16 protein-coding genes are annotated in these 21,112 nt (G+C 67.5%); 14 read left to right on the top strand and 2 right to left on the bottom strand.

What is annotated here, in order from left to right:
• Window positions 1–78 precede the first annotated feature (78 nt).
• The 13 genes from ACFFGN_RS05080 (at window position 79) to ACFFGN_RS05020 (ending at window position 16,635) form a co-directional block, all read left to right on the top strand.
• Window positions 79–5,439: a non-ribosomal peptide synthetase gene (locus tag ACFFGN_RS05080; RefSeq protein ID WP_380044123.1), complete on the top strand. Its 5,361-nt coding sequence runs from the start codon at window positions 79–81 to the stop codon at window positions 5,437–5,439.
• On the top strand, window positions 5,436–6,746 hold the full coding sequence (locus ACFFGN_RS05075) for a salicylate synthase (protein WP_380044122.1): 1,311 nt from the start codon (window positions 5,436–5,438) through the stop codon (window positions 6,744–6,746). Before ACFFGN_RS05080 ends, ACFFGN_RS05075 begins: the two co-directional genes overlap by 4 nt.
• Complete coding sequence (locus ACFFGN_RS05070; protein ID WP_380044121.1) at window positions 6,743–8,530, top strand: ABC transporter ATP-binding protein; 1,788 nt, start codon at window positions 6,743–6,745, stop codon at window positions 8,528–8,530. The genes ACFFGN_RS05075 and ACFFGN_RS05070 overlap by 4 nt, the downstream gene beginning before the upstream one ends.
• The gene (locus ACFFGN_RS05065) at window positions 8,527–10,272 is read left to right on the top strand and encodes an ABC transporter ATP-binding protein (protein ID WP_380044120.1); all 1,746 of its coding nucleotides are present in this window, start codon (window positions 8,527–8,529) and stop codon (window positions 10,270–10,272) included. Before ACFFGN_RS05070 ends, ACFFGN_RS05065 begins: the two co-directional genes overlap by 4 nt.
• Window positions 10,269–11,822 (top strand): (2,3-dihydroxybenzoyl)adenylate synthase, encoded by a 1,554-nt coding sequence (locus ACFFGN_RS05060; RefSeq protein WP_380044119.1) that lies wholly within the window; start codon window positions 10,269–10,271, stop codon window positions 11,820–11,822. The genes ACFFGN_RS05065 and ACFFGN_RS05060 overlap by 4 nt, the downstream gene beginning before the upstream one ends.
• 126 nt (window positions 11,823–11,948) lie before the next feature.
• Window positions 11,949–12,848, top strand: a complete 900-nt coding sequence (locus ACFFGN_RS05055; RefSeq protein WP_380044118.1) for an aminoglycoside phosphotransferase family protein — start codon at window positions 11,949–11,951, stop codon at window positions 12,846–12,848.
• A 126-nt stretch (window positions 12,849–12,974) separates the two neighbouring features.
• The gene (locus ACFFGN_RS05050; protein WP_380044117.1) at window positions 12,975–13,307 is read left to right on the top strand and encodes an ArsR/SmtB family transcription factor; all 333 of its coding nucleotides are present in this window, start codon (window positions 12,975–12,977) and stop codon (window positions 13,305–13,307) included.
• On the top strand, window positions 13,300–13,731 hold the full coding sequence (locus ACFFGN_RS05045; RefSeq protein ID WP_380044116.1) for an SRPBCC family protein: 432 nt from the start codon (window positions 13,300–13,302) through the stop codon (window positions 13,729–13,731). The genes ACFFGN_RS05050 and ACFFGN_RS05045 overlap by 8 nt, the downstream gene beginning before the upstream one ends.
• 21 nt (window positions 13,732–13,752) lie before the next feature.
• A complete protein-coding gene (locus tag ACFFGN_RS05040) occupies window positions 13,753–14,124 on the top strand; it encodes a nuclear transport factor 2 family protein (RefSeq protein WP_380044115.1) in 372 nt (123 codons plus the stop codon).
• A complete protein-coding gene (locus tag ACFFGN_RS05035; RefSeq protein WP_380044114.1) occupies window positions 14,121–14,480 on the top strand; it encodes a TfoX/Sxy family protein in 360 nt (119 codons plus the stop codon). The genes ACFFGN_RS05040 and ACFFGN_RS05035 overlap by 4 nt, the downstream gene beginning before the upstream one ends.
• A 126-nt stretch (window positions 14,481–14,606) precedes the next feature.
• Complete coding sequence (locus ACFFGN_RS05030; protein ID WP_380044113.1) at window positions 14,607–15,089, top strand: VOC family protein; 483 nt, start codon at window positions 14,607–14,609, stop codon at window positions 15,087–15,089.
• A gap of 63 nt (window positions 15,090–15,152) precedes the next feature.
• On the top strand, window positions 15,153–15,617 hold the full coding sequence (locus ACFFGN_RS05025) for a MarR family winged helix-turn-helix transcriptional regulator (protein WP_380044112.1): 465 nt from the start codon (window positions 15,153–15,155) through the stop codon (window positions 15,615–15,617).
• 88 nt (window positions 15,618–15,705) lie between these two features.
• The gene (locus tag ACFFGN_RS05020) at window positions 15,706–16,635 is read left to right on the top strand and encodes an LLM class flavin-dependent oxidoreductase (RefSeq protein ID WP_380044111.1); all 930 of its coding nucleotides are present in this window, start codon (window positions 15,706–15,708) and stop codon (window positions 16,633–16,635) included.
• On the opposite strand, the gene pdxR is transcribed toward ACFFGN_RS05020, so the two are convergent.
• Complete coding sequence (gene pdxR, locus ACFFGN_RS05015) at window positions 16,632–18,005, bottom strand: MocR-like pyridoxine biosynthesis transcription factor PdxR (protein WP_380044110.1); 1,374 nt, start codon at window positions 18,003–18,005, stop codon at window positions 16,632–16,634. The two genes, ACFFGN_RS05020 and pdxR, sit on opposite strands and share 4 nt — an antisense overlap.
• A 71-nt stretch (window positions 18,006–18,076) precedes the next feature.
• On the opposite strand from pdxR, the gene ACFFGN_RS05010 reads away from it, so the two are divergent.
• Window positions 18,077–19,306, top strand: a complete 1,230-nt coding sequence (locus ACFFGN_RS05010) for an MFS transporter (protein ID WP_380044109.1) — start codon at window positions 18,077–18,079, stop codon at window positions 19,304–19,306.
• A 28-nt stretch (window positions 19,307–19,334) separates the two neighbouring features.
• Here ACFFGN_RS05010 and ACFFGN_RS05005 read toward each other — a convergent pair whose 3' ends face one another.
• Window positions 19,335–20,945, bottom strand: a complete 1,611-nt coding sequence (locus tag ACFFGN_RS05005) for a DUF5722 domain-containing protein (RefSeq protein ID WP_380044108.1) — start codon at window positions 20,943–20,945, stop codon at window positions 19,335–19,337.
• Between the last annotated feature and the right edge of the window lie 167 nt (window positions 20,946–21,112).

Raw genomic sequence — 21,112 nt, 5'->3', positions numbered from 1 at the left:
GCCGAGGAAATCACGCCGGTGCCGCGTTTGCCAAGTTCCACCAACCGCCGGAAAAGAGCTGTACAAGGGGAGGATCGCGTGACCACCGAGGAATTCATCGCGGAATTACAGGGAATTGGTGTCCAGCTCTGGGAGGAGTCCGGCCAGCTCCGTTTCCGCGGGCCGAAGGGCGCGATGACGCCCGAGTGGCTGGCCGCACTGAAGGAGCGGAAGGCCGAGGTACTGGCCGCGCTGCAGGCTGTCCGGACGACGGTTGTCGCGGCGCCGGAGGATCGGTTCGAGCCGTTCCCGCTGACCGATGTGCAGGGTGCGTATCTGCTGGGCCGCAACGACGCCTTCGGCTACGGCGGCGTAGCCTGCCATGTCTACCTGGAAGTCGGCTATGCCGAGCTCGATCCGGACCGGACCGCCCGGGCGTGGAACCAGTTGATCCAGCGGCACGACATGCTCCGGGTGGTCGTCTCCACGGACGGCTATCAGCAGGTACTACCGACAGTGGAGCCGCTCGTCATCGGGGCTGGTAGCGGAGCCGAAGAACTCGAGCGGGTTCGCGCGGACTTCGGCCACCGGATCTACGCGCCGGACCAATGGCCGCTGTTCGGCCTGCACGTGACCCAGCTGGCCGATCGGGCCGTGCTGCATCTGTCGATGGACTTTCTGGTCGCCGACTGGGCCAGCCTTTGGATGCTGCTGGGGGAGTTCGAAACGCTGCACGCCGATCCGTCGGCCACGCTCGCCCCGCTGGAACTGACCTTCCGGGACTACGTTCTGGCCGAGCGGCAGCTTCGCGAAGGGCCGCGCTATCAGCGGGACAAGCAGTACTGGTGGGATCGAGTCGATTCGTTGCCGGCCGCGCCGGAACTACCGTTGACCGAGCAGGTTGGTGCCGGATTCAAGCGGCGGTTCCTCCGCCTCGGCGCGGACGAGTGGGCCGCGCTTGGCCGACACGCGCAACGGCGTGACCTGACGCCGTCGTCGGTGGTGCTCTCGGCGTATGCGGCCACGCTGGAACGGTGGAGCCGGACCTCCGCGTTCACCCTCAACCTCACCGTGCTGAACCGCCTGCCGCTGCATCCGCAGGTGCAGGACGTCATCGGCGACTTCACCTCGGTCAGCCTGCTCGCGGTCGATCTGGCCGCGGGCAAAACCTTCGCCGACCGGGCCGCGCTCGTCAGCACTCGCCTGTACGACGATTTGGACCACCGGCTCTGCTCCGGGGTCGAGGTGCTCCGCGAGGTCGCCCGGCGCCGGGGCCGCGAGGCGGCGCTGATGCCGATCGTGTTCACGAGCGCTATCGGCTTGGGCGGCGGTGTGCAAGGGCGCTTCGACGGTTTCGGCATCACCCAGACGCCGCAGGTGTTCATCGACTGCCAGGCGATGGACGACGCGGACGGCCTGCAGGTGAACTGGGATGTCCGGGAGGGCGTCTTCCCGCCAGGTCTGGTCGACGACATGTTCGCCACCTTCGAAAACCTGCTCAAGGCGCTCGCCGCGGGGGACGAAGCGTGGGAGACGACCGAACCGCTTTCCCTGCCGGAGTGGCAGCACACGGAGCGAGCCGAGGCGAACAACACCCGAGGCCCGCTGCCGACGGAACTGCTGCACCACGGCGTACTCGTCCAAGCCGGGAAGACCCCGGGCGCTCCGGCGGTGATCGCGGGCGGTATCACGCTCACCTACGCCGAGGTGGTGGCCAAGGCGGCCGGGGTGGCCGAGGCGCTGCGGCAGGCCGGTTGCGCCAAGGGTGATCACGTCGCGATCGTGATGGACCGCGGCCCCGAACAGGTCATCGCCGTACTCGGCACTTTGCTTGCCGGAGGCATCTACCTGCCGATCGACACCAGCCAGCCCACGCTGCGCCGGGAGGCGATTCTCGCCGACGCGGACGTACGGCACGTGCTGACCCAATCATGGCTCGAGGTGCCGAACGCGATCGCCGTCGACCAGCTGCCATCGGCTGATCCGAAGGACACTCCCGGCGATCCGGATGACCCGGCGTACGTCATCTACACCTCGGGCAGTACCGGCAAACCCAAGGGCGCGATCCTCAGCCACCGCGCGGCGGCGAACACGATCGCGGATGTCAACCGCCGCTTCGGTATCGCCGCCGGCGATGTCGTACTGGGCCTGGCCAATCTCGGGTTCGACCTTTCCGTCTACGACATCTTCGGTCCGCTCGGGATCGGCGGCACACTCGTCATTCCCGACGCCGATCGACGCGCCGACCCGTCGCACTGGGCCGACCTGATCGCGACGTACGGCGTGACCGTGTGGAACTCGGTGCCGGCGCTGATCCAGATGCTGTCCACCTACGCGGCCACCGAACCGGCGGATCTGTCCACCCTGCGCGTCGCGCTGCTGTCGGGCGACTGGATCCCGATCACCCTGCCGGACGAGCTGACCGCCCGCGTGCCTGGGCTCGAGATCATCGCGATGGGCGGTGCCACCGAGGCCGCGATCTGGTCGAACTACCACCGCTACAGCGGCTTGCGGCCCGGCTGGAAGAGCATTCCGTACGGCGTGCCGCTGACGAACCAGGCCTTCCACGTGCTCGATCCGGCGGGCCGGGACTGCCCGGTGTGGGTGCCGGGTGAGCTGTACATCTCCGGTGCGGGTCTCGCCCAGGGATACCTCGGCGACGACCAGACCACGGCCTACCGGTTTGTCACCCATCACGACGGCACCCGGCTGTACCGAACCGGTGACGTCGGCCGGTACCTGCCGGGCGGGGAGATCGAGTTCCTCGGCCGCGAGGACAATCAGGTCAAGCTGCGTGGGCACCGGATCGAGCTCGGCGAGATCGAAGCCGCGCTGCTGGACCACCCGGCCGTCGCCAGCGCGGGCGTGGTGGTTGACGGCACGAGCGACGACCGCGCCCTGTTCGCCGCGGTCGAACCCGCTCGTCTGGCCAGCCCCGAGCCGGTCGACCTGAATCGGATGACCGCCATCGTGCGGACGGCGGCGGATCAGGCGGTCGGGCCGGTCGACGCCGAAACCGTGCGTAGCTACACCGAGAATCTCGACCAGGCCGTCGGTGCCGAGATGCTCGCCGCACTGCAAGGCCTGGGCCTGTTCGCCACCAGTAACACCGCTGAGGAGGTCGTCTCGGCCGACGGGATCGCCCCGCGCTTTCGCTGGCTGGTCCGCCGCTGGCTCGCCGTTCTGGTCGAGCTGGGCCAGCTCGCGTACGCCGATGGGCGCTACTCGCCGGCAACGCGGGTGGACGCCGGGACAGCCTGGGCGAAGGCCGAGAGCGAATGGTCCAAGGGCCTCGGCGATCCAGCGTTCATCGCTTATCTGCGCAGCAACACCGAAGCCCTGCCCGGGTTGTTGTCGGGCGAACAGGACCCCGTCGCGTTGCTGTTCCCGGAAGGCCGGTTCGACACGGCTGACTCGCTCTACCGCGGCAACATCGCCGCGCGGTACCTGAACAAGGCCGTCGCCACGATGATGCACCGGATCGCGGCCGTCGCGGACCGCCCACGCTTGCGAGTCCTGGAGGCCGGCGCCGGTACCGGCGGCACCACCGAGGGCGTCGTCGAGGTGCTGCGCGGGTTCGACGTGGACTACCTGTTCACTGATGTGTCGCCGTTCTTCCTGCCGCAGGCTCGCGGCCGGTACGGCGACCTGGGCTGGATCCGGTACGGCGTCTTCGACGTGGACGCGGAACACCGGGCGCAGGGCATCGCGCCGGGCTCGTTCGACGTCATCCTCGCGGCCGGGGTGCTGGAGAACGCGCGCGACATCGACGCGGCCCTGGCCGGGCTGACCGAGTTGCTCGCGCCCGGCGGCTGGCTCGTGATCACCGAGCCGACCCGCGAACACCCGTGGATTCTCGCCTCGCAGGCGTTCATGATGACCGAGCCCGGCGATTCCCTGCGCGCGGACGGCCCGTCGTACCTGGATCGCGACGGCTGGCTCGCGGCTCTGGCTCGAGTAGGCGCCGGTGAGGTGATCAGCCTGCCCGACGACGACCATGCGCTCGCCGCCCAGAATCTGCACCTCTTCGCGGCGCGGTTCAAGGCCGACCGAGCCCTGGTGACGGAGGAGGAACTGCTCGGCTTCCTCGGCGATCGGCTCCCGGCCCACATGATCCCGTCGCACCTGCAGGTCGTCGACGCGCTGCCGCTGACCGGCAACGGCAAGGTGGACCGCCGCAAACTGCAGACCTGGCGACCGACCGCGACCGGTATCGATCGAGCCACCGATCAGTCCGAGCCGATGACGGAGCTGGAGTCGAAGCTCGCCACGCTCTGGGCCGCCGCGCTGTCGGTCGGCCAGGTGGGCCGGACCGAGAGCTTCTTCGATCTGGGCGCTGACTCGCTGATCATGGCGCGAATGGCGGGCCGGCTCAGGGAGGAGTTGCCCGAGGCAACCAGCGTGCCGTTCGACACGCTGTTGCGGCAGCTGCTCAACGCGCCGACGATCGGCGCGTTGGCCGATTTCCTGACGCCGGGACAGCTCGCGCCGCTGCAGCCTGGAAAGAAGGCCGAGGACAGCAACGCCGTACTCATCCCGTTCGGTGGGGCGAGTGCAGGGCCGCTGCGGGTGATGTTCCACGCGGGCCTCGGCACGATGGAGTGCTACCGCCCGCTGGCCGCTGAACTGGTCGCGCAGGACCGGGGCCCGCTGATCGGCGTCGTCATCAACGACACCGACGTGTTCTGCTCGCTGGATCCGGGCGCCGTGATCGAGACCGCCGCCGACGACTACACGCGCCGGATCGTGGCCGAGGGCCACCAGCAGGTCCAGCTGATCGGCTACTGCCTCGGCGGGATGTATGCGCTGGAGGTCGCCCGGCGTCTGACCGAGCAGGGCATCGAGGTGGTCGACCTGGTGCTCGCGAGCAGCCACCCGGTCGCCTTCGACATCGGCGACGACCTGATGATCGAAACGGTATTCGCGCCCAACATCGGGCTGTCCGCCGGTCAGCTCGGGTTCGGCCCGGTGGACGGCGACGCGGCCGTGCGCGGATTCATGCAGGCGATGGAGCGCAACGGTGGCCGGATGCCGGCCGGTTCGTTGCAGGAGGTTGGGGGAGACCCGGAGCTCGATCAAGTCGGCGAGTTCTACCGGCGGATGGCGGCGGTCACGCAACCGGAGCGGTTCGCCCGGTACGCGCAGGCCGCGACGGAGATCGCGAACAAGCCGATGCCGGCCGAGATGGTGGCAGGCATGTTCCGCGTGTTCCGCCAGAGCTTCCTGTCCGCGCGGTTCACCCCGCCGCCGTACTTCGGGGACATCCGCTTCCTCCGGCCCAGCGAGGGTTCCGGATTCGCGCCCGGTATGGACGAGATCACGCTCGCCTTCTGGCGCGAGATTTGCCTGGGCGAGTTCACCGTCACCGATGTCGGCGGCAACCACTTCTCCTGTGTGATGCCGCCGCACGTCGCCCGACTGGCCGAGCTCATCGGTACGCCGCTGGAGGAGTCGCGATGACCACCTACTCCGAACAGCTGCTACCCGGTCCCGTCGAGCCACTCGAGGCCGTCGCGGCTCTGGTCGACTCCGGCCTGTTCGACCAGTACGTCGTGTACGAGCGCGACAACACCTGGTACGTGGCCGGTGATCCCCTTGGTGAGGTGATGGTTCGGCCTGGCACGGTTCAAGCGTCGTACGCCGAAACCGTCGAGTGGTCGGATACGCCCTGGCAGGCGCTCGATGCCGTGCTGGCGCAAACACCGGTTGAGGGGTGGAACGCCTTCGGCTGGGCGTGTTTCGAGCTCGCGAGCGATCCGGCCCGCGATGGTGGCGAGCCGTTGGCCCAGTTGATGATCCCGGGGACGGAGGTGCACATCTCTCCGGCCGGGATCAGGGTTCGCTACCTCGATGCCGCCCGGGCCGGTGCCGTCGAAGCCGCATTGGCGTTGGCGGCTCGTGCCCGGCAGGGCCACTCGCGGCCGGTCGACGTACGGACCAGTGACGGTACCTACGAGAAGGCCGTCGCTTTGTCGGTGGCAGATATCCGGGCCGGGCGTCTGGACAAGGTGATTTTGTCGAGGGTCGTCGAGATCCCGTTTGCGGTCGACCTCTGTGCGACGTACGTCGCCGGGCGGGCCGGAAACACCCCGGCGCGGTCCTTCCTGCTCGATCTGGGCGCGTGGCGGGCGGCCGGGTTCAGCCCGGAGACGGTGGTGGAGGTACGGCCGTGCGGGCTGGCGTCGACTCAGCCGCTAGCCGGGACTCGCGCGCTGACCGGTGATGCCGGGCTGGACGAGCAACTGCGCAACGAGCTGTGCACCGACGCCAAGGAGGTGTTCGAGCACGCCACCTCGGTCAAACTGGCGTTCGACGAACTGGCCGGGGTCGGTGGATTCGCGGCCACCAAGGTCAGCGAGTTCCTGACGGTCAAGGCCCGCGGCAGCGTGCAGCACCTGGCCTCCCGGGTCGAGACCTCGTTGCCGCCCGGCGTGAGCGGCTGGTCCGCACTGGGCGCGGTCTTTCCCGCCGTGACGGCCTCGGGTATTCCGAAGGCCGCGGCGTACCAGCTGATCAGTGAGCTGGAAGACGAACGGCGTGGGCTGTACTCGGGCACCGTGCTGATGGCCGGCTCGGACGGCAGCCTCGACGCGGCCCTGGTACTGCGATCGGTCTACCAGCAAGGCGATCGCAGCTGGTTGCGCGCCGGCGCGGGCATCGTCGGCGAGTCCCGGCCGGAGCGCGAGTTCGAGGAAACGTGCGAGAAGTTGGCGAGCGTCGCTCCCTTCCTGATTCCCATCGACAACATCTCTGGAGTAGCGGTATGAGCGGTAAAAGCGGTTTGGGGCAGGTCGCCGATCTGGTGCGGCTCGCCCCGGCGATCCGCCGCAGGCTCGGTCTGGCCCTGTGGTTGGCCGGACTGGGCAGCGTCAGCAGTGTGGTCGGCCTGGTCTGTGTCGCGTTCGCGGTCGGGTCACTCGTCACCGGCACTCCGGAGCTGTCACCGGTGCTGTGGTGGTCCGGAGGCGCGCTGCTGGGCCTGGCCGGCGGATTCGCCTTGCGGTTGACGGCCGAGCACCTCGCACACGAGGCGAGTTTCGAGATCGAGGTGGTCTGGCGGCGGATGATCGCCGAGGCGCTGGCCCGGATGCCGCTCGGCGAGGTACAGCGCCTCGGCTCCGGCCGGATCAAGAAGATCATGCAGGACGACGTTCGCGCGCTGCACAACGTGGTCGCCGACGCCCTGCCGTTTCTCGGCTCCGGCGTCGCCCAGCCGATCGCGGCGCTGATCGCGCTCGGCGTGGTGCAGTGGAAACTGCTGCTGGTTGTGCTGCTGATCGTGCCGATCGCGATGCTGTGCATGTCGCTGATGACCAAGGACTACAGCGAGCAGCGGAATCGGTACAACCAGGCCAATGAGGACGTGAACGCCGCCCTGGTCGAGTTCGTTCAGGGCATGCCGGTGGTTCGCACGTTCGATGACGGCGGAGTGTCGTTCCGCCGGTTCTCCGACCGGGTGAACGCCTTCACCGAAGCGGTCGCCGCCTGGTCGGCGACCTCGCGGCCCTCCGGCGTACTGACCAAGCTCTTCATCGTGCCGCTGCCGACGCTGCTGCTGGTCGCGGCGGCGGGCGTGCCGATGCTGACCGCGGGCTGGATCACCGTGCCCGAGTTGCTGGTCGCGCTGCTGATCGGCGCCATGCCGATCGAGGCGGTGTCACCCCTGATGCACCTGACCAACTACATCAACGACTCGAAGGCAGGGGCGGCGCGGCTGACCGAGCTGCTCGAGATGCCGGCCATGCCGGAACCGGCCGAGCCGGTCGAACCGAAGGACGCCTCGATCGTCTTCGAGAACGTCACTTTCGGCTACAACGACGACCGGGCCGTGCTCAGCAACCTCGATCTCGACATCCCGGCCGGTACGGTCTGCGCGCTCGTCGGCCCGTCCGGCGCCGGCAAGTCGACCGTCGCCAGGTTGATCCCGCGCTTCTACGACGTGACAAGTGGCTCGGTGAAACTCGGCGGGGTCGACGTGCGTGACATCGGCTCCGAGAAGCTGCTGCAGCACGTCGCGCTGGTCTTCCAGGACCCGTTCCTGGTCCAGGGCACGATCGCGGAGAACATCCGGCTGGCCAAGCCGGACGCGACCGACGAGGAGGTGTACGCCGCCGCCGAGGCCGCCGCCGCGCACGAGTTCATCAAGGCCGAACTGCCCGACGGCTACGACACCCAGGTCGGTGAGCGGGGCGGGCGGCTGTCCGGCGGCCAGCGGCAGCGCATCACGATCGCGCGCGCCATTCTGTCCGGCGCGCCGGTGGTGGTGCTGGACGAGGCCACGGCGTTCGCCGACCCGGAGAACGAGGCGCTGATCCAGAACGCGATCGCCCGGCTGACGCAGGGCCGGACCGTGCTGATCATCGCGCACCGGCTGGCCACGATCGTCGACGTGGACCAGATCGTGGTGATCGACGACGGCGGTGTGGCCGAACGCGGTACGCACGCCGACCTGGTCGCCGCCGGTGGCCGGTACGCCGCGTTGTGGGCGCGGCACGAGCAGGCTTCGCGGTGGGGTCTGTCCGGAACCCGTTCGAAGGAGACCGTTCGATGAGGCGCATCCTGCGTTTGATGTTCATTGCCGCAGGCCCCTATGCGGCCGAGTTCCGCCGTACCCTGCGCTATTCGGCGGCGGCCACCGCGACCCAGGCCGCGGCGTACGTGGTGTTCATCCCGCTGCTGGCGGAGCTGGCTCGCGACCCGATCGACACCGGCCGCGCGTGGCTGTGGGTCGCGATCCTGGCGGCGCTGGTCGCGCTGGAGGGCTTCCTGCGAGTGGGAGAGATGGCCTTCAGTTTCGACACCTGGCCGTACGTCACCAAGGACACCCGATTGCGGCTCGGCGCGAAACTGCGCTCGATGCCGCAGCAGGAGCTGGGCCGGCGCGCCGCGGGTGACCTGGCGACCGTGGTCGGGAACAACGCGACGAGCGCCGCGACGGCGATCGCGCTGCTGGCCACGTTGTTCATTCAGATCGTTGCGGTACCAGTCGTCATCGGCGTGGTGATCCTGCTTGTCGACTGGCGCCTGGGCGTCGTACTGGCCGTCGCGGTTGTAATCGCGGTCCCGCTGATCCGGCGGATCCAGCGGCTGTCGAACCTCGGTTTCCGCTCGGTCGACCAGGCCGACGCGGACGCGGCCAACCGGATCGTGGAGTACGTGCAGGGCCTGCCGGTGTTCAAGGCCACGGGCCAGGCCGGCGCCGACTCACCCCGGCTGGTGGAAGTGCTCACGCATCAGCAGCACGCTCAGTCGAAGGCCAACCGCTCGGCATCCGTACCGGTCGCGCTGACTCAACTGCTGGTGCAGCTGGCGATGGTGGGGCTGGTCGTGGTCGGTGCCGCGCTGGTCGTGGACGCCCGGCTGACCGTTCCGTTGCTGGTCGCCATCGTGGTCGCGGCGGCCCGGTTCGCGGAACCGCTCGCGCTGGCGTCGGTGATGGTGAAGCTGTTCGAGATGTCCGAGGCCGCGCTGAGCCGGGTAGGCGATCTGCTCGGCACCGAGGCCATGCCGGTCAAGCCTGGCGGTCGTACGCCGACGTCGTTCGAGATCCGCTTCGACAACGTGACGTTCGGCTACGACGGCGCCGACGAACCACTGCTGCGGGGGATCAACCTGGTCGTACCCGAACGAAGCCTGACCGCGCTGGTAGGCCCGTCGGGCGCCGGCAAGACCACCATCACGAAACTGATCAGCCGGTACGCCGATCCAGCCGAGGGCGTGATCAGCCTGGGTGGTGTCGATCTCGCGACGCTGGAGCCAGGGGAGTTGCTGCGCCATGTCGCGGTCGTCTTCCAGGACGTGTACCTGTTCGACGACACCATCCGGGCGAACATCGCGATGGGCCGTCCCGACGCGACCGACGCCGAGATCGAGGCCGCAGCCCGGTCGGCGAACGTGCACGCGTTTGTGCAACGGCTCCCGCACGGCTACGACACTCGCGTGGGTGAGATCGGCTCGGCGCTGTCCGGTGGTGAACGCCAGCGCATCTCGATCGCCCGGGCCATTTTGAAGAACGCCCCGGTGGTTCTGCTGGACGAGCCGACCGCCGCTCTCGACACCGAGTCCGAGGTGGTGGTTCAGGAGGCCATCGACCGGCTGGTCGAGGGCAAAACCGTCGTCGTGATCGCGCATCGCTTGTCGACGGTGGTGGGCGCGGACCAGATCGCCGTGATCGATGACGGCGTGGTCGCTCAACTCGGGCGGCACGAGGAGTTGCTCGCGGATGTCGACGGCCGCTACGCGCGAATGTGGTCCGCGCAGCTCGCCGCCCGTAGCTGGCACGTACCGGCATGAGCGCCTTCACGCCCTGGCCGGCGGACCTCGCGGCGCTGTATCGCTCACTCGGCTACTGGAACGGCACGCCGCTCGGCTCACTCCTGTCCGGTCGGCAGGGTCTGGCCCTTGTCGCCGGGGACACGCGCCTGACGTACGACGAACTCGAGCGCCGGGTGGATCGCCTCGCGGCGGGCCTGGTCCGGCTGGGGATCGGCGCGGGCGATCGGGTCGTCGTACAGCTCGGCAACTCGCGGGGCTTCGTCGAGCTGAGCTTCGCGTTGTTCCGCTTGGGCGCGTTGCCGGTCTACGCCTTGCCCGCGCATCGGGAACACGAGATCGCCCACTTGTGCCGGGTGACGAATGCGGCGGCCTATGCGATTCCCGACCAGGTTGCGGGTTTCGACTACCGGCAGCTGGCTCGTTCGGTTGGCCCGGGTCTGGTCTTGGTGGAAGGTGACCCGGCGGAGTTCGTATCGCTGGCGTCGGTCGATTCGGAGCCGGTGGAACTGCCGCCGGTGGACCCGTCGGGCGTGGCGCTCTACCTGCTGTCCGGCGGTACGACGGGAACGCCGAAGCTGATTCCGCGTACGCACGACGACTACGCCTACAACGCACGTGCCAGCGCGGAGGTCTGCGGACTCGGGCCGGACACCGTCTACCTGGCGGCCTTACCCGCGGGGCACAACTTCCCGTTGGCGTGTCCGGGCATTCTCGGCACCTTCACCGCGGGGGGCACGGTCGTGATGGCGGCCAGCCCGAGTCCGGACGAGGCGTTCGCGTTGATCGAACGCGAAGGCGTCACGCATACCGCCGTCGTACCAACCGTCGCGTTGCTCTGGGCCGAGGCCCGCGACTGGCAGACCGAGGACCTCAGCAGCCTGCGATGCCTGCAGGTGGGAGGCGCCAAGCTGGGCGAGACCCAGGCGAAGGGATTGCGCGCGGCACTCGGCGTACCGCTGCAGCAGGTTTTCGGTATGGCTGAGGGCTTGTTGAACTACACCCGCCTGGACGATCCGGTGGAACTGGTCGACACGAGCCAGGGGCTGCCGTTGTCGCCGCACGACGAGGTACGGATCCTCGGCCCGGATGGTCGCGAGGCCGAGATGGGGGAGTTGTACACGCGGGGGCCGTACACGATCCGCGGGTACTACGAAGCGCCGGAGCACAACGCGATCGCTTTCACCTCGGACGGGTTCTACCGTTCCGGCGATCTGGTGAGGCGGTTGCCGAGCGGTCATCTCGTGGTGGAGGGCAGGGTCAAGGAGGTGATCAACCGGGGTGGCGACAAGGTTTCGGCCGAGGAGGTCGAGAACCACCTGCGCTCGCATCCCGCCATCGCCTCGGTCGCGGTGATCGCCTTGCCGCACGCCCTGCTGGGGGAGCAGACGTGCGCTTGCGTAGTTGCCGTGCCGGGGGCCGCGGTGACGGTCAAGGAGCTTGCGTCGTACCTCCGGGAGCAGGGCGTGGCGGCGTACAAGTTCCCGGACCGGGTGGAGACCCTCGACCGCTTACCGGTGACGGCGATCGGCAAGGTCGACAAACGAGAGTTGGTACGCCGGTTCACTTAGCGTGGGGCAGGGCCGGCTATGCGGGTGGACCAGAATCTCAGTTGATCTGGGCTCGGGCGTATGAATACTGGCTGTCATATCGATTGAGCTGGTCTGCCGCCGGCGTACTAGTTGAAGGGCCGCGAAATGACCATGCACGACGACCAGGTGGACGTCACCACCGAGATCGTTGCGGCGTTGATCGAGGAACAGTTCCCGCAGTGGAGCGGCAAGGCGATCCGGCTCGTGCCATCAACCGGGACGGTCAACGCTATCTTCCGTATCGGTGACAACCTCTCCGCGCGTTTCCCCCTACGGTTGGCCGATCCCAGCGACGTATTGGCTGTTTTGGAACAGGAGGCTCAGGCGAGCGCGGAGCTGGCCCAGGTGTCGCGTTTCCCCGTTCCAGAACCCGTTGCCTTGGGCAAGCCTGGAGCGGGATACCCGATGCCTTGGTCGGTCCAGACCTGGCTGAACGGAACGATCGCGTCCGAGGCCGATCCGAGCGGGTCGCACGCTTTTGCCGAGGACGTTGCGGCGTTCATCTTGTCCCTGCGGAGCGCGGACACGCGTGGCCGGGTCTTCAACGGCGACAACCGGGGCGGCGTTCTCGCTGACCACGACGCGTGGATGGCGACGTGCTTCGAGCGGAGCGAAGGCCTGCTCGACGTACCTCGGCTGCGCCAGCTGTGGAGCCGCTTCCGGGAGTTGCCGCGGACTAGCGCGGACGTGATGAGCCACTGTGACCTGATCCCCGGCAATGTCCTGGTCACGGGGGACCGCCTCAGCGGCGTACTCGACACCGGTGGCTTCGGCCCGGCCGACCCCGCGCTGGATCTAGTCAGCGCCTGGCACCTGTTGCAGTCAGGCCCCCGGGAAGTGCTCCGGCGCACGCTGGCCAGCGACGACCTCGAGTGGGAACGCGGCAAGGCCTGGGCTTTCCAGCAAGCAATGGGTCTCGTCTGGTACTACCGCGAAACCAATCCCCCCATGAGCACCCTGGGCCACCGCACCCTGACCCGCCTCCTGGACCCAACGGCCTCCTAGCGCGTGCGGGCGGCTCGGCCTTGCGCAGGGCGGTCAACGGAGCAGCCCGGTGGCGCTTCCACGGCGATCACAGGATCTGTTTGTACAAATGGGGGTTGGTGGTACGGTGCTGGTGGAGGTGGTTGGATGGCTGAGGCTGTTGGGGCGTTGGATCGCACGTTTCATGCGCTGGCTGATGCGAATCGGCGTGCGATTTTGTCGGTTGTCCGCAACGAGCGGTGTGCGGTTGGCGAGATCGCGACCCGGCTGGGGTTGTCGCAGCAGATCGTGTCTCACCACCTGAAGGTGCTTCGTGCGGCTGGTCTGGTGACTGGTTCGCGGTCCGGGACTCGGCATCTGTTCGCCGTACGGACGGAAGGTCTTGCCGTTGGCAAGGGGTTCTTCGACGACTTCTGGCCTGAGCGGTTGAGCGCTTTGAAGCATGCGGTGGAGTCGTCTGCGGGGGACGACGGTGAGTGAGTACCGGACATCGATCGATATCAACGCGGCGCCAGAGCGCGTTTTCGAGTTCCTGGTAACAGAAAAGGGAATGACCGCCTGGATGGGGCAGTGGGCATCACTGGACCCGGTGCCCGGCGGAGAATTCGCGGTGGATATCGCCGGTTACCCCGCGCGGGGCACGTTCCTCGAGGTGGATCCACCTCGCCGGGTCTCGGTGTCCTGGGGTTTCGCCGGAAATGAGAGCCTGCCTCCCGGCGCGTCGACCGTGTCTTTCGAGCTGACGCCAATGGGTGACGGTACCCGCGTTGAAGTCGTCCACACCGACCTGCCCACGGCCGAAGTTGCCGGTCACAAAGAAGGCTGGAGCCACTTCCTGCCGCGCCTCGTACAAGCTGCTGCGGGCGAGGAAGTTCTGCCAAGCACCTGGAAACCCGTGTCCTGATCACCATTCGAAGGAGTCGCGATGCCTGCCGTTAATGACGATGCACTGTCGACCGTCGAGGCTTATCACCAGGCCTGGACCAGCGGCGATGTCGATAAGGCGCTGACCTACCTGTCCGACGACGTTCGCTGCTTTGCTCCGGATGAAAACGTCACCACCAAAGCCGAATGGCGCGAATATCTTGCCAGTTTCGTACCGATGCTGACGGCCGCGCCCGAGCACAGCCGAATGACGGCTGGGCCGCGGGTCGCGTTGTGGTATTTCCCGCAGACCGCGGAAACGACAACCACCCTGGCGAGCGAGTTGTTCACCGTGCAAGCCGGGCAGATCGTCGAGATCCGCCTCGCCTTCGACCGCCTGGGCTACATCCCCCGGGACCGGCAGCCGGCATGACACCAGTTCCTGCCGGCGAACAGGCGCGCGAGCTGATCGACCGGATAAGGGCGTCGCTGCCGGGTGAGCGAGTGCGGGAAGTGCGTATGTTCGGCGCGATCGCTTTCATGGTGGACGACGCCCTGGCAGTGGCGGTGCACAAGGACGGCGGCCTCCTTGTCCGCGTGGATCCGGCTGAAGATGCACGTCTGCTGGGGAGCCCTGATACCTCCCGGGCGGAAATGGGACCAGGACGTTCGATGGGTGCAGGGTGGATTCGAGTCGAGGCGCGGGCGCTGGGCACCGACGCGGCGCTGGCCGGCTGGCTCGAAGCCGCCACGCGCTACCTGGCCCATCGCAAACCCGCGCCTTCATGACGACGCCTGACCGCTGATCGGCCGGCAGGAAGGGCTTGCTGCCGGCGAGATCTGGTGAAGTAGTGGCCAGAAGTTGTCCTCTTCTCCTTATAGCGTGGTGCTTACCAACGATCGAAGGAGCATTCGATGTCTGTCACGCCCATCCCTGACGGCTACCACGCGGTCACGCCCTGGATCCTGGGGCAGGACACCGCCGGGTTGATGAAGTTCCTGGCGGCCGCATTCGGTGCCGAGGAACTCTTTCCCCCGGTGGTCGACGAGCACGGCCGGATCGGGCACGCGGAGATGCGGATCGGTGACTCGGTTGTGATGATGTTCGACCGGCCGGACTGGCCGCCGACGCCGGCCTTCTTGCGCCTGTACGTGCCGGACGTCGAGGAGGCGCTGAAGAACGCGATCGCGGCGGGTGGCACGGTTGTGACCGAGCCGACTCATATGTTCTGGGGTGACATGGTGGCTCGCGTACATGACCCGTACGGCAACCTCTACTGGTTGCACAGCCGGATCGAGATCGTCGACGAGGAAGAGATGAACCGCCGTTTCGGCGACCCGAAGTTTGTCGACGCGATGAACTACGTGCAGGGTTCGCTGTTCAAGCCGGCCGTCTGATCAGTCAAGCCGGGATGGTTCGTCTGGCGAACTGAACGGCTTTTAGGATGCTACTTTAGGGCAATGGGCAAAGGTGAAGACGGGCAGATCGGGGTCGTGGCGGGGCTGGTGCGGTCGGCGTTCCTGGTGAACGCGGTGTATGCGGAGTCGGCCCGCGAGTGGGGTTTGAGTTCGCAGCAGGGGCAATTGCTCTGCGTCCTGATGAGGCGTCCGTATGGCATGGGCGACCTTGGCGCGACCTTGGGCCTCGCCAAGTCGAGTGTCACCGGCCTGGTGGATCGAACCGTTCGGAACGGCCTGGTGCAGCGCGAATCCGATCCCACGGACACTCGAGCCACGCAGGTGGTGCTAACGCCGAAAGGCCGCAAGCTGGCCGAGGAGTTCTACGCCGAGACGTGCCGGCGGATCGAGAAGTTGCCGGCCGGGTTGAGCGCCTCTGAGCGAGACGCGCTCGCCGGCCTGCTCAGCCGCGTCGTGCGCGACAACGAGGTTCCGGTGGTCTTCATGGCGCTGTCCGAAGGAGCTTGATCGGTTCTCCACAGAGATTGCAGTTCGTGTTACGAACTATTATGGTTCGTAACACGAACTGGCGATCATCGATGTGGAGCGTGAAATTATGAGCAGCGTTTTGACCGGGCGGGACGTGGTCTTCGGGTTCGGTGCCGGCAGTGAGATCGCCACCACGCCGGAGTTGCTGCAACTGGTGCAGCAGGCCGATCGCGACGGGCTGGACCACTTTTCGCTTTCCGACCACCCCTACAGCGGTGGTCGGCTTGACGCGTACGCCGCCGTTGCCTTCCTGCTCGGCCAGACCCGGCAGATCACCGGTTTTGTCAACGTCACCAACCTGCCGACGAGACCGGCGCCCATGCTTGCCCGGATGATCACCTCGCTCTCGGCGCTGTCCAGCGGCCGGGTCGTGCTCGGCATGGGGGCGGGCGGGCTCTGGGACCGGATCGCCGACATGGGCGTACCGCGGCTTTCTCCGGGTGAAGCCGTGGACGCCTTCGAGGAAGCGATCACCCTGATCAGGTCGCTCTCCGGTGGCGGCCGGCCGGTGACGCACCAAGGCCGGCACTACCAGGTGAACCAGATCGAGCCCGCGCCAGTGGACGCACCGCCAGTGTGGACGGGATCGGTCGGCCCGAAGTCCCTCGCCGCCACGGGCCGCGTGGCCGACGGCTGGATTCCCGGCCATGCGGCGGATTGGCTCAGCGAGCGGTACCAGAAGTCGCGTCTGATCATCGACGAAGCGGCAACCCTCGCGGGCCGCGATCCCCGCGACATCCGCACCATCTACAACCTGCCGGGCCAGATCACCGACCGCCCCCTCGCGACCACCCGCGACAGGGACAACCGGTGGCTGGGTGGCTCCGTGGACCAGTGGATCGAAGAACTCATCTCCGCCGTGCTGGACCACAACGCAGCCGGCTTCACGCTCTTCGCGGCCAACCACTCGCCCGTCGACTCGCGAACCCTTGGCCGCTGGGCCCAGGAAATCGCCCCCGCCGTCCGTCAAGCAGCCGCAGCCGACTCAGGACACTAGCTCCGAGCCATCAGCTTGACCGCGGTCCGGATGCGGCTCGGGGTCAGACCGGCGTACCCGATCACCAGGCCAGGCGGGAGTTCGATGGAGCGGGCGTAGCTCGACAAGGCCGCGACGTGGATGTGCTGGGTCGCGAGCCGTTCAACCACCTGGCGATCGTCGAGCCCGCTAGGCAGTTCGACTACCAGATGAAGGCCACCCGCGATCCCGATCGGCGTCCAGTCCGGTAGGTATTCGGCCAGGGCGGTGAGGAGGGCGTCGCGCCGTTCGCGATAGAGCAGGCGAGTACGGCGCAGGTGCCGGTCGTAGCCGCCGCTGCGCAGGAAGTACGTGAGAGCGGCCTGGTCCAACGCGGAACCACCACGATCATGCAGGCGCTTGTGCCGTACGACGTCCTCAAGCAGGGCCGCAGGTGGAACCAGCCAGCCGAGCCGCAAGGCCGGGGCCATCGTTTTGCTCAGCGTGCCGACGTACGCGACGCAGTCGGGATAGATCGCCTGCAACGCGCCCACCGGCGCTCGGTCGTACCGGTATTCGGCGTCGTAGTCGTCCTCGATCACCAGCCCGCCGGTGGATCGGGCCCACGTGAGCAGCGCGCGCCGACGGCCCGGGCTCATCGAAACACCCAGTGGGTATTGGTGGGCCGAGGTCACGATCACGGCCCGGCAATCCGTACGGGCCAAGGCCTCAACGCAGAGGCCTTCGGCATCGACGGGAATCGGCCGCCCGCGTAGTCCCCGGGCCGCGAGCAACTCGTACTGCTCCTGGTTGCCGGGATCCTCAACCGCGATCTCCAGCTGCCCCGCGGAGTGAAGTACGGCGCACAGGAGGTTGAGCGCCTCGAATGTGCCGTGTGTGATGACGACACCGGCCGGCTCGGTTACGACGCCTCGAACCCGGCCGAGGTATCCCGCCAGTTCGGTCCGCGTCGACATCAGGCCTGCCGGATCGGGATAGCCGAGCTCCCGATCGGTCAGTTCAGACGTGCCCTGACGCAAGGCGGTCAGCCAGGCTGCGCGCGGAAAGGCGCCGAGCGACGGCATGCCCGGGCCGAGGCGGTAGCGGTCGGGCGCCGGTCTGGCCGGTCGGGTTTCCGGCTGCGGGGCGACATCCGCGATCCAAGTTCCGGAACCGTGCCGGGCCTCGAGATAGCCCTCCGCGAGGAGTTGGCGATAGACGCCAGTGACAGTGCCGCGCGCAATGCCGAGCTGTGCGGCGAGATCCCGGCTGGACGGCATTCGCTCGCCGGTTCGCAGGCGGCCCGTCCGGATCGCCGTACGCAACGCGCTCTCCAGGCCGCGCCCAGGCTGAGCGCCTAGCTGGCCCCGGGCCAGTAGCAGCTCACGCAGAGTGGTCCAACTTTCCGCCATAGATGTGGATCTTACGACTGTTCCACTTCCTGCGCAGACTCTGTGCTGTCACAACTGAGAGAGGGCAGCACATGCGTCGTCGTTGGAGTGCGGTAGCGGGCGGGCTACCGCGGGTCTTCTGGTACCTGTGGTCGATCACCCTGATCGGCAATATCGCCTCGTTCGTCCTGATATTCATCACGTTCTACCTGCACAGCGAGCGCGGGTTCGCCCCGGCCCAGATCGGTCTGGCGCTCGCCTTGGCAGGTGGCGGCTGCGTGGTCGGCAGCTTCGGCGGTGGGGTGCTCGCCGACCGATGGGGCCGGCGTCGTACGGCGGTCGCCGGGTACCTGGTCAGCTCGGCCGCACTCGCCGGCGCGGGCCTGAGCACCAGCCTCGTATCGATCATGACGTTCCTGGTCGTCATGGGCGCGGGCACTGTCGCATCGGGCATCGCGGGCAGTGCCATCCTGAGCGATGTGGTGGCGGTGGAGGACCGACCGCGCGCGTACAGCATCAACTACTGGGCGATCAACGTCGGTACGTCGATCGCGGCCCTGCTCGCACCGGTGGCGATGAAGGCCGGGTTCGCGGTGATCTTCGTGGTGGACGCGATCGGGTTTCTCGTCCTGGCCGCGTTCATGTGGTTCCTGGTGCCGGACACGCGGGCCGATTCGCCGGTGGAACAGGTTGCCCCGGCCGGTGCCGTCCGGTTCATCCTGCGGGATCGGCAGTTCCTGCTCTTTGTCGCCTTGTTCTTCGGTTTCCAGCTGATCTTCAAGCAGAGCAACGCGGGCCTGCCGCTCGCCGTACAGCGCGATGGTCTCGATGCACAGGCCTACGGCTGGATCTACGCGATCAACACCTTGCTGATCGTGGTGGGGCAGTTGTTCCTGCCGCGTCTCATTCAGGGGCACACGTATTCGCGCGTGCTGGCCTTGGGCTCGCTGCTGGTCGGTATCGGGTTCGGGCTGACGGGCGTGGCCGACGTGATCTGGTTCTACGCCTTGACTGTCGCCATCTGGACGTTGGGAGAGATGGCGTACTTCGCGGTGCTGGACAGCTCGCTGGCCGGGATGGCTCCGGGCAGCCTGCGCGGGCGGTACTTCGGCTTCTTCACGGCAGCCAGCCAAACGTCCCGGCTCGTAGCTCCTTTGCTCAGCGGCTACCTCCTGCAGTACCACGGCCAGGCTCTGTGGATCGGCTGCTTCGTTCTCGGCGTCCTGCTCGCCGCGTCGTACCTGCTCAGTGCTCCCGCCCGAGAACACCGCATCACGCACGCTGCGGCGACCGCCCAGAAAGAGGTGCAGCCCTCGGCCTGACCGCCAGGCCGCCTGCTCGTCGCGAAGGTCAGGCCGAGTAGCCGAGCAGACCCTCCTGGCGGATGCCCGCGGCTTCGCAGTTCTCCTGGGTACTGACGAAGTGGTCGCCGCTCGCGAGCACCAGGCAGCGGTAGATCGGGCGTGAGCCGGCGACAGGCGTCGTACGGACGTGACCGACCGGACCGAGTGGGCGAAGGCCTTCGCAATCGGCCCGCCTGGTCAGGAGGTTATGCCCGCCGACCTGGCACTCGTACAACGGCACAGTCCCGGCGACCTGGTCGCGGAACAAGCGCCAACTGCCTTCGGGACGGAAGCCGGTCGGCAAGAGGCGCGACGAGGCCCAATGGCCGCGTGACGGGTGGTAGCCGCGGACGAGGTTCGTGTATGGCAGCTTCTCGAAGCCGCAGCTCAACTGTGGTTGCGGTAGGTCGTTGCGATTGGCAAGCGCCCAGACCGTCCAGGACGGTTTCGCTCGACCGTCCTGGTACCGCAGCCCGAGTTGCAGATCGCCTTCGGCCGGGTGGTCCTTCATCCGGTGGTAGACCCAATTGGTGATGCCAGGCGTGCCGAGCACGTTCCGGAACACGTTGCAGATCGCCGCCGCCTGCCGGTCCGGTGACGAGTGCGGGGCTGACGAGTTCACACCGCTCTCGGTCAGCTGAACCTCCCAGCCGGCCGGATGATCGGGAAAGGTCGCCCGCAACCAGCCGACCAGGAATCCGAGGTTTCCATGGGTCACCAGCGGAAAGTCGTCCGGTCCGGAGACATCGGAACGCAGCCCCGCGGCGTACGGATGGAAGGCGACCCGCCAACTGCGACCGCCCGCCCGGGCCGCGACGCCCCGGATGACGGACATGCCGGAGAGCACCGGATTCGCGGCGGCCAGGTTCTCCAGCTGGTCGTCGAACTGGTGGTCCAGTGAAATGAGCACCTTCGCCTCGGACTGCGCGGCGACGATCCGGTCATAGGCCGCGTTGTAGTTGGCGGCGATCGCGTCGAGCCAGCGCGTCTTGTCGCAGGTCTGCTTGGTCGGGCAGCCGTAGTCGAACCAGACGTGGGTGTTCACCTCGTTCAGAATCACGAAGTCGGCGATCCGGCCGTGGCCGCTTTGGCCGTCGTACCGCTTGGCGAGCATGCCGGCGAAACGCCCGAAGTCGGCCGGGTTGTTCGGCGTGCAGAAGACCGGGCCGGCTTCGGCGTTGCACGGCTTTCCGGCGCGTGCCCAGGCAGGCGTGGCATAAACGATCGCGGTGACTACAAGCCCTCGGGCCGACCAGTCGGCCAGTTCCTCGTCGACGCTCTGGTCGATCTTGAAGCAGCGACCGTCGTACTCCTGGTATCCACCGGCGCACGGGGCCGCGATCGGTGTCTCCTCCCAGGTCGACCAGAGCACGTTCATCGCCACACCGCCGGTGTTGTTACCGGAGATCTCATCACGCGGTTTCCACTGATCGGCCTGCAGCGACTTGATCCGGTACGCGTCCCGCACCGGATACGGCAGTCCCGCCGTGGGCGCGGATCCGGAGGCGGCGTTGCTCGTCGCGCCCGGGGACAGGCCGATGGACGTGACGAGCAAGGCGAGCATCAGCAGGCCGGACCTTCGCAGCCGCCGGGCCCACACCGGATAGGAAGGAGTCATACCGAGGATGCTGCCGGGTTCAGCGATCGCGGTCGAACCATTCAGCCCCGCTCGAATTCACGTCGCACTCGACCTGAACGACGACCGGACCGCTGGCCTAGGTGACCTCGACCTCCACTCGGTGGCGGAGCTTCAGCCATAACCAGACGTAAGAGAGATTCAACCCC

The organism is Kribbella deserti (genome assembly GCF_042434725.1).
In the GTDB taxonomy this organism is placed as follows: Bacteria; Actinomycetota; Actinomycetes; order Propionibacteriales; family Kribbellaceae; genus Kribbella; species Kribbella deserti.
Note: the sequence above shows the minus strand (reverse complement) of the source record. Positions and strands in the feature narration are given on the sequence as shown.